Below are 9,497 nucleotides of genomic sequence, written 5' to 3'. Positions count from 1 at the left end.
TTTTTTTATACCGGGGGGTCAGTGCCTGACGCATGGCCGCATAGTCATCACCGCCAGTAATATCATCAATGGCAAACTGACGATAATCACGTTTCCGTGCACCGCCCGAATCAAACACCACACAGGAAGCGATAGTGGCTTCGCCCATGGTATGCGAGATATCAAAGCATTCAATCCGGTCAACCGGACGTCCCACCACCTGTTCCAGCTGATGAAAGCGTTCATTCAGTTCAAAATGGTTGGCCAGCTGGCCTTTAATGGCATGCTGTACATTCATATTGGCCAGTTCCAGCCATTCGGCCCGGGTTTCCCGAACATTGTGCTTAATCTGTACTTTCTTGCCGAATTCCTGTTGCAGTGCCTGTTCCAGCTCTTTGCGATCCGGAATTTCAACATTCACAATCAGCTCGGCAGGAACTTCATCGGCCACCTGAAAATAAAAGTTCGCCATGAAGTCAGACAGCATCTGTCCCAGATCATCCCCCAGCATATCCGGGAAATAACTTTTACCACCGAGCATTTTGCCATTACGTACATGCATGATCTGCACGCAAGTCACCCCGGCATGATAGGCAATGGCCAGAATATCGGCCTCGCCCTTGAGTTTATAAATCGCCTGTTGCGACTGCACATCGCGCAGCAGCGCCATACGGTCACGGTAAAATACCGCCTTTTCAAATTCCAAAGCTTCCGCCGCAGCTTCCATTTTGGCAATCAGTTCTTGATTCAGTTCCTTGGTATCGCCCTGTAAAAAGCGAATCGAGTTATTGACATCTTCCTGATAATCTTCAGGCGAAATCAAACCGACGCAGGGTGCGGTACAGCGCTTGATCTGATACTGTAAACAGGGACGCTTGCGCTGGGCAAAATAGCTGTTTTCACACTGCCGCACATTAAACAGTTTTTGCAGCACCACCAAGGTATCCCGGGCATTATAGGCACTCGGATAAGGCCCAAAAAACTTGCCCACCTGATGCTTGCCTTTGCCACGACCGGCAGCAATACGCGGATAAGGCTTGTCACTGGAGACAAAAATATAGACATAGGATTTGTCGTCGCGCAGCATAATGTTATACGGCGGACGATGCAGTTTGATCAGGTTCTGTTCCAGCAATAAGGCTTCGGTTTCCGAGCGCACCACCAGCGTTTCAATATCATAAATACGCGCCACCAAAGCCTGAGTTTTAGGATGCTCGATGGTTTTGACAAAATAGCTGGACACACGGTTTTTTAAATTCTTGGCTTTGCCGACATACAGCAATTCGCCGTCTTTCCCCAGCATGCGATACACGCCCGGTAAAGTCGTCATATGGGCTAGAATCTTTTCAATATGTTCTCGTGCGTTTTCGTTCACATTCAGCCTGATTTAAATTGGATAAGCTTTGCTACATGATGTGATGGTTTTAACACCATTTTCAAGCCAATGCCCTGTTTTTCTCACCATCCTGCAAAGTTCCAGCAATCACTTGATTGCTAAAAGCTATAAGTCACGCCAGATTATTTTGCTATGCTCAAGCCACCTGACCAATTGGGATCAAACTGAATGACGACCACCAATCACGCCATGCATATCGTCAAGCCAACTCCTTCAACGCATAGCACATCTGAAAAAGATAAATTGATTGGCAAGCCGCGTTTTCATTTTGAACCGCTTGAAGTCATGCAGCTGTTGAAGCAGCGCATTATTGGACAGGATGCGGCACTGCATGAAATTGAAAAAATGCTACATGTGGTCAAAGCCGATTTTTCCAGTCCTGAACGCCCTTTATCTGTGACTTTAATGCTCGGGCCAACCGGTGTCGGTAAAACTGAAACCGTGCGCTTAATTTCTGAAGCCATTTATGGCCGTAGCGATGCCTTTTGCCGCATTGATATGAACACCTTGGCGCAAGAGCATTATGCCGCAGCCATTACCGGTGCACCTCCCGGCTATGTCGGATCTAAAGAAGGTCATAGCCTATTTGATGAAACCGCTATTGCAGGTTCGCATACCCGTCCGGGCATTGTGCTGTTTGATGAGCTGGAGAAAGCTTCCACAGAAGTGATTCGTGGCCTAATGAATGTGCTGGATACCGGCAAGCTGACCTTGACCTCCGGCACCAAAACCATCGACTTTCGTAACTGCATGATCTTTATGACCAGTAATGTCGGCGCACAAGCCGCACAGCAATACCTGGATAAACTGAATTTCCTCCCAAAAAAAATGCAGGACATTTGCCTTAAAAAAGTGCCGACCAAAAGCATTATTGAAAAAGTCATGTTTAAAAAATTCGATCCTGAATTTTTAAACCGCATTGATCGTACTTTGCATTATCAGGCGGTTCAGGATGATGCCCTGCCAAAACTGGTGGACATTGAATTGCAAAAGCTGAATCAGCGTCTGCAGCATCAAAAGCGTGCTGTGGTTTTGACCGATGCCGCCAAAGCCCACTTTTATAAAGATCATGATATCCGTTTTGGCGCACGCCATCTGGCCCGCAGAATGCGAACTGAACTGGAACCGATCCTGGCTATTTATTTTTTAAATTATCCGGAAAAAGCTCAGCTCACGGTGAGTTTTGCTGATGGACAATTGATGATTCAGGCTGAATAAGCTTCTAAATAGTATTCTAAATAGCTTCTACATCCCCTGCTAAACTCTCTATGCAGTCAAACATTCGGCAATGTATTTGACTGCAAACTGCGTTCACTTTTATTCCAATAAAATGCTCATCAGCGCTGCCATTTGCAATCTTTTGCTTAAAACCTTGCCGCAAGCATGACTTGATTGAGCGCTAAATTTAGCCCAATTGACCTTTTTGACCAAAACAAAGCCATAAAAAACTTGAAATCCGGTACTTAGCCCGGATATAAATAGTCACGAAATTATTAAAAAATCCTAATTTAAACAAAAAGTTCATCATATTTTTACCCAGTACAGTAAAAATAAAGCCGCCCACCACAAGGGTTTGTTGAAAAAAAATTGATGACCCTTGCGTCACGGCTTGATACAACTTGTTATGTTCTTTTTGGATATAGTTATCGTAAGATTGGCGAAGCATAAATGTACGCTGGAATTGCGTACACGCTTCACAACATCAACTTAGAAGTCCTCCAAAATAAAGGAGATCAGGCATGATCCACGCTGGCAATGCCATTACCGTCCAAATGCTTTCGGACGGAATTGCAGAATTCCGCTTTGACTTACAAGGTGAGTCGGTCAACAAATTTAACCGTGCAACGATTGAAGACTTTAAAGCTGCAATTGACGCTGTTAAAGCAAATAGCGACGTTAAAGGTTTAATCGTTACCTCTGGTAAATCAACATTTATCGTTGGTGCTGACATCACTGAATTCGGTGACAACTTCGCACAAGGCGAACAAGCGATTGTGGATTGGGCATTGCCTGTTCACGACATCTTCAATGCATTTGAAGATTTAGAGATTCCTAAAGTTGCTGCAATCAATGGTATGGCATTGGGCGGCGGCTTTGAAATGTGCCTGGTGTGTGACTACCGTGTAATGTCAGAAGCGGCTCAAGTCGGCCTTCCTGAAATCAAACTCGGCATCTTCCCGGGCTTCGGCGGTACGGTTCGTTTAAGCCGTGTAATCGGTATCGACAACGCGGTTGAATGGATGGCGATGGCTAATCCGAAAAAACCTGCTGCTGCACTGAAAGACGGTGCTGTTGATGCTGTGGTTGCTGCGGATAAACTTCAAGACGCTGCGATTGACCTGGTAAAACAAGCGCTTGCCGGCCGTGTAGACTGGAAAGCTAAGCGTCAGGAAAAATTAGACCCTGTTAAGTTGAACATGCTTGAGCAAATGATGGCATTCAACTCGGCAAAAGGTGCTGTTCTTGCAAAAGCAAACCCTGCGCAATACCCTGCGCCTAAACTTCTTCTTGATTCGCTACAGGCAGGTGCAAGCCTTCCACGTAACGAAGCATTAAAAGCAGAAGCACAAGGTTTTGCCAAAGCTGCGGTAACTCCGCAAGCAGGCGCGTTAATCGGTTTATTCATCAACGACCAAATCGTGAAGAAAACCTCTAAGCGCTATGAGAAAGGTGCGCATCCTGTAAACCAGGCAGCTGTGCTTGGCGCGGGCATCATGGGTGGTGGTATTGCTTACCAGGCGGCGAGCAAAGGCACACCAATCATCATGAAAGACATTGGTAATCCGCAACTTGCTTTGGGTATGAAAGAAGCAAATGGCTTACTGACCAAACAAGTTGAACGCAAGAAAATGAAACCTGCGCAAATGGGTGAAACTCTTGCGCGCATCCGCCCGACTTTAAGCTATGACGAGTTTAAAGAAGTGGACATCGTGATTGAAGCAGTGACAGAGAACCCTAAAGTGAAGGGTATCGTACTTGCTGAAACCGAGAAGAATGTTCGTGACAACACGATCATTGCATCGAATACCTCTACGATTTCAATCACACGTTTGGCTGAAAACCTGCAACGTCCTGAAAACTTCGTGGGCATGCACTTCTTTAACCCTGTTCACATGATGCCATTGGTAGAAGTGATCCGTGGTGAGAAGACATCAAGCGAGGCAATCGCAACAACTGTAGTTCTTGCTCAGAAAATGGGTAAAACACCAATCGTTGTGAACGACTGCCCGGGCTTCCTGGTAAACCGTGTATTGTTCCCTTACTTCGGTGCATTCGACCTTCTACTTAAAGACGGTGCGGACTTCCAGCAAATCGATAAAGTGATGGAAAAATTCGGCTGGCCTATGGGCCCTGCTTACTTAATGGACGTTGTCGGTATCGACACTGGCGTTCACGGCGCAGAAGTGATGGCTGAAGGCTTCCCTGACCGTATGAAACCGGACTTCAAAGGTTCGATTCAAACCATGTACGAAGCAAAACGTCTGGGTCAAAAGAACGACGTTGGTTTCTACAAATATGAACTTGACCGTAAAGGCAAAAAAGCCAAAGTGGTTGATCCAACTGCGTATGAGCTTGTTGCATCTGTTGCAACTGCGGAAAAACGTGAATTTGATGCTCAGGAAATCATTGACCGTATGATGCTGGCTTTCTGTAACGAAACTGTTCGTTGTCTGGAAGACAAGATCGTAGCAACTGCTTCTGAAGCAGATATGGCGATGATTATGGGTGTTGGTTTCCCTCCATTCCGTGGCGGCCCTGCACGTTACATCGACCAAACAGGTGTTGCTGAATACGTTGCACTTTGCGACAAATATGCACACTTAGGTAAGGCTTATGAAGCGCCACAAATGTTGCGTGACATGGCTGCTAACAACAAAAAATTCTACGGTTAAGGAGCAACGTGAATGGCTACTTTAAATCCGCGTGACGTTGTCATCGTTGATGGCGTACGTTCAGCAATGGGTAAAACCAAAAACGGTATGTTCCGCAATGTACGTGCTGACAGCCTTTCTGCTGAACTTGTACGTGCACTTGTTGCTCGTAACCAGTTTGATGTCAACGAAGTTGAAGACCTGATCTGGGGCTGTGTCAACCAGACGCTTGAACAAGGCATGAACATTGCCCGTAACATTGGTTTATTGGCTGACTTGCCTAAAACTGTGGCAGGTCAAACCGTTAACCGTCTGTGTGGTTCGTCTATGCAGGCCATCCACACTGCGGCTGCGCAAATTGCAACGAATCAGGGTGATATCTTCATCATTGGTGGTGTAGAGCACATGGGTCACGTAGGCATGATGCACGGCATCGACCTGAACCCTGAAGCATCTAAGCACTATGCGAAAGCGTCTAACATGATGGGCTTAACCGCTGAAATGTTAGGTCGCATGAACGGCATTACCCGTGAAGAACAGGATGCGTTCGGTGTGGAATCTCACCGCCGCGCTTGGGCTGCAACTCAGGAAGGCCGTTTCAAAAACGAAATTATTGGTGTTGAAGGTCATGACCAAAATGGTTTCAAAATCCTGTGCGACATCGATGAAGTGATTCGTCCTGATGCAAACCTTGAAGCGTTCCAGGCTTTACGTCCAGTATTCGACCCTAAAGGCGGTTCTGTGACTGCGGCTACATCTTCAGCGTTGTCTGACGGTGCTTCTGCAATGTTATTGATGTCTGCTGAACGTGCTCAAGCGCTTGGTCTTAAGCCACGTGCTGTAATCCGCTCTATGGCGGTTGCAGGCTGTGATGCTGCGATCATGGGCTTTGGTCCTGTTCCAGCAACGCAAAAAGCGTTGAAACGTGCTGGCTTGTCAATTTCTGATATTCAAACATTTGAATTGAACGAAGCATTCGCTGCACAAGGTTTGTCTGTTCTTAAAGGCTTAGGCATTTATGACCAACAAGACCGTGTGAACTTGAACGGTGGTGCAATTGCGCTTGGTCACCCATTGGGTTGTTCTGGCGCTCGTATCACGACTACATTGCTGAACGTTATGGAACAGCAAGATACACAAATCGGTCTTGCAACGATGTGTATCGGTTTGGGTCAAGGTATCGCGACCATTATCGAACGTGTTTAATTCTTAAATACTAAGATAAAAGAAACCCCGCTTAATGCGGGGTTTCTTTTTTTGAATATTTAAATATAATTCAATTACTTGAAATTAATAAATAACAGTAATAACTGATTAACAGGGTAACAAAGTGCATATTGTGTTGAAAGGAATAGTTGAAGACTATGCAAAAAGCTTCGATTTGGATTCAAGTGATATTAGTAAGAATTTTGAATATTTTGTTAATTACTTGTTAGCTCATAAAGAATTAGGCCACATAGTACAGCCCAATGAGTTAACAACATCTGAAGATGATGCATCGCTTGATGGAATCGCTATATTTCTAGATGGTAATCTAATCACCTCATTAGAAATGGCAGAAGAAATACTGTCCGATAAAAAAAGAAAAGTAGATGCAAAAATTATTTTAACGCAAGTGAAAAGTGGTGAAAGCTTTGAAAAGGATGATATTGCTAATTTTCTATCCGGTATATTGAATTTTCTTACTCAAGATAACTTTTACCCACAAGGTACATTTAACCAAATTAGGCATGAAATTCTTTTTCAAATTTTAAAAAACGTAAAAAATATACGTAATGGCTTACCCGATATAGCTGTTTACTTTGCAACGAGTGGTATTTATCAAAAATCAGATGAACATGAAGCAATTTTCAATCAAATAAAATATGAAATTGAACAAAAAACTTTTTTCCATCAGGTGAAAGCTGAACCACTAGATAGAGCTAAATTAATTAGTTTATATGATGATACGAACAAAGATATTCAGGCTAAATTAAAATTTCAAGAGTTTTTTGCTATCCCATCAATGCCAAATATTCCCCAGTCATATTTAGCTTTAGTTAATGCTAAAGATTTCATTGATTCAATATTATTCGATGAAGACAAAAATATAAAAAATAATATTTTTGAAGAAAATATACGTGCTTATTTAGGTGAAGAAGTTTATGTAAACTCAAATATAAAAAAATCACTTGAAGAAGAAAAGTCACAAAAAATATTTTCTGTATTAAATAATGGAATTACCATTATTTCGCCTGATTTAGCATTTTCCCCAAGTGATAAAACTATTGACTTAACAAATTATCAAATTATCAATGGATGTCAAACTAGTAATGTATTATTTGAAAATCGGGACATTATTAATGATGATACAAAAATTATCGTTAAGTTTATCTCGACTACTCATGAAGAAACTATTACAAAAATTATATCATCTACTAATAATCAGTCTAATATCGACAACAATGCATTTCTTGGTCTAAAAGAAAAAACGCGTATGGTTCAAAGATATTTTGAAACCATGAACAATACGGTAGGTGATGAAAATAGAGTATATTTCGAAAGAAGGCAGAATGAATACTCTCAATCAGATTATCAAAAATCACGTATATTTGATCTAAGAACTGTAGTACAGGCATATAATGCAATGATACTTGAAGAACCATTTAATTCATCTCGTTACGTGAAAAAAATATTTGAATCTAATGAGTTATTTAAAGATGATGATGAAGAGAGCTTATACTATATCTGTTCATTAGCTCTGTATAAAATTCATGTAGCTATTAACAGTAAAAAACTTAAATACTCAAATTTAAAATGGCATGTCTTATTCATTATGAAATATGTGGCTACAAAATCTAATAAAAATTGGACACGTAATAGTAAAAAATCAAATCAAAATGTGAAAAAAATTATTGAAACCTTAACTGATAAAGAAAAGTTTGAAAATGCGCTAAATGAATGCATAGCTATTATTGAATCATTAACTATTCCAACTTCTGATGAAATAAAGAGACAAAAATATACAGCTGATTTAAGAAGTAAAACTTTTGAATACTTAAATTTTTAAGCAAAATTACCTTTTAACTATATTTTACATAAGCTAAAAAAAGATGTCCTAGTGACATCTTTTTTTGATTTTGGAGTGTGTAAAAAATTAGGTACTATTTTCATTACTGCTATAAATTCAAGAACCTTAAAACCTCTTAAATATCCTAAGCAACTTTATGCGCCAACAACGTTGCAAAATGCTGTTTAATCCGGTTTCCCTGTTCATCTACCCGATGCAACTCACCGACATCTTCATTATATTTCACAATGTTCCAACCCTCGTATAAAGCACTTAACTCTCCTTCTTTAAAAGTAAAAGGAAAGTCCGGCTGTGCTGGTATGTCTGACGTATCCATCGCACAGACAATCAGGTTATAGCCACCCGGGGCAGTCGCTTGTTGCATTTGCTTAATCAAAGGTTTCACCGTTTGGGCCTGTAAAAACATCATCACCACGGTACAGCAAATAAAGTTATAACGGCCGCTAATACTTGGGTCTGCATTTAAATCACGCTGCTGCACCTGAATATTATTAATCTGCTCGGTCTGGATGATCTGTCTTAAGGTCTTTAGGCTGTTTTCATTGACATCCCAGGCATCCACCTCAAAACCATGCTGACTTAAATACAGACTGTTACGCCCCTGCCCACAACCGACATCCAAAGCCCGACCACCGTGCAAATACGGTGTGGCAGCTAAAACTTCTGAGTGAGTGGCAGTCAGCTGATACTTTTTAGAAAAATAATCCTGTGGCGTACAGTAAAACTTCAGTTGGCATTCGACATCCGGGCTGGCAGAAACAATTTTGTGCCACAGCTGCGGTTCAATAAATGGTGGCTGCTGATCGACATTAAATACCTGTGTAGACAGAACCTCACCTGCTTCATCGACAAATGCAAAAATCAGTTCACCTTTTAGTACCCTAAGCTTTGCCCATGTGCCAGCCTTGGTATTATGCGCACGTTGAAAACCTTGAGGAATCGTGTCATGTTGCCAGATAGGCAATTCTTTATAACAAATAAGCTGTTGCATAAAAGGCCTGCTCCACATTGTTCATTGTCTGCCGAAGATCAATCCGCTGATCGTTTATCTTTTAGCACAGCCGCTTCAGCAATGCATTGAAATTCAACCATGATCTTCCATGTATACAACAATGTAGCGCCTCAAAAACAAAAAACTGCCCAATCTGGACAGTTTTCTGGTCTTAAAATAACGGTTAAA

6 protein-coding genes are annotated in these 9,497 nt (G+C 42.0%); 4 read left to right on the top strand and 2 right to left on the bottom strand.

Annotated elements, in window-relative coordinates; translation table 11 throughout:
* On the bottom strand, positions 1-1,354 hold a 1,354-nt coding region (gene uvrC, locus B9T26_RS14875; protein ID WP_086200433.1), incomplete at its 3' end, for an excinuclease ABC subunit UvrC.
* Positions 1,355-1,543: 189 nt separating this feature from the next.
* Between uvrC and B9T26_RS14870 the strand changes: the two genes are divergently transcribed.
* The 4 genes from B9T26_RS14870 (at position 1,544) to B9T26_RS14850 (ending at position 8,296) form a co-directional block, all read left to right on the top strand.
* Positions 1,544-2,593: an AAA family ATPase gene (locus B9T26_RS14870; RefSeq protein WP_086200432.1), complete on the top strand. Its 1,050-nt coding sequence runs from the start codon at positions 1,544-1,546 to the stop codon at positions 2,591-2,593.
* A 521-nt stretch (positions 2,594-3,114) separates the two neighbouring features.
* Positions 3,115-5,268, top strand: coding sequence for a fatty acid oxidation complex subunit alpha FadB (gene fadB / locus B9T26_RS14860; RefSeq protein ID WP_086200430.1), 2,154 nt, complete (start codon positions 3,115-3,117; stop codon positions 5,266-5,268).
* Positions 5,269-5,280: 12 nt separating this feature from the next.
* Positions 5,281-6,453 carry an acetyl-CoA C-acyltransferase FadA gene (fadA, locus tag B9T26_RS14855; protein ID WP_086200429.1) on the top strand — a complete coding sequence of 391 codons (1,173 nt, stop codon included), beginning with the start codon at positions 5,281-5,283 and terminating at the stop codon, positions 6,451-6,453.
* 124 nt (positions 6,454-6,577) lie between these two features.
* On the top strand, positions 6,578-8,296 hold the full coding sequence (locus B9T26_RS14850; RefSeq protein WP_086200428.1) for an AIPR family protein: 1,719 nt from the start codon (positions 6,578-6,580) through the stop codon (positions 8,294-8,296).
* A gap of 145 nt (positions 8,297-8,441) precedes the next feature.
* On the opposite strand, the gene tehB is transcribed toward B9T26_RS14850, so the two are convergent.
* Positions 8,442-9,308: an SAM-dependent methyltransferase TehB gene (gene tehB / locus B9T26_RS14845; protein ID WP_086200427.1), complete on the bottom strand. Its 867-nt coding sequence runs from the start codon at positions 9,306-9,308 to the stop codon at positions 8,442-8,444.
* Positions 9,309-9,497 lie beyond the last annotated feature (189 nt).

The organism is Acinetobacter sp. ANC 4169 (genome assembly GCF_002135355.1).
Classification (GTDB): Bacteria; Pseudomonadota; Gammaproteobacteria; order Pseudomonadales; family Moraxellaceae; genus Acinetobacter.
Note: the sequence above shows the minus strand (reverse complement) of the source record. Positions and strands in the feature narration are given on the sequence as shown.

Excerpts from the sequence above, each read along its gene's own strand:
- B9T26_RS14870 (WP_086200432.1), top strand. The coding sequence starts at position 1,544 with ATGACGACCACCAATCACGCCATGCATATCGTCAAGCCAACTCCTTCA.
- fadB (WP_086200430.1), top strand. The coding sequence starts at position 3,115 with ATGATCCACGCTGGCAATGCCATTACCGTCCAAATGCTTTCGGACGGA.
- fadA (WP_086200429.1), top strand. The coding sequence starts at position 5,281 with ATGGCTACTTTAAATCCGCGTGACGTTGTCATCGTTGATGGCGTACGT.
- tehB (WP_086200427.1), bottom strand. The coding sequence starts at position 9,308 with ATGCAACAGCTTATTTGTTATAAAGAATTGCCTATCTGGCAACATGAC.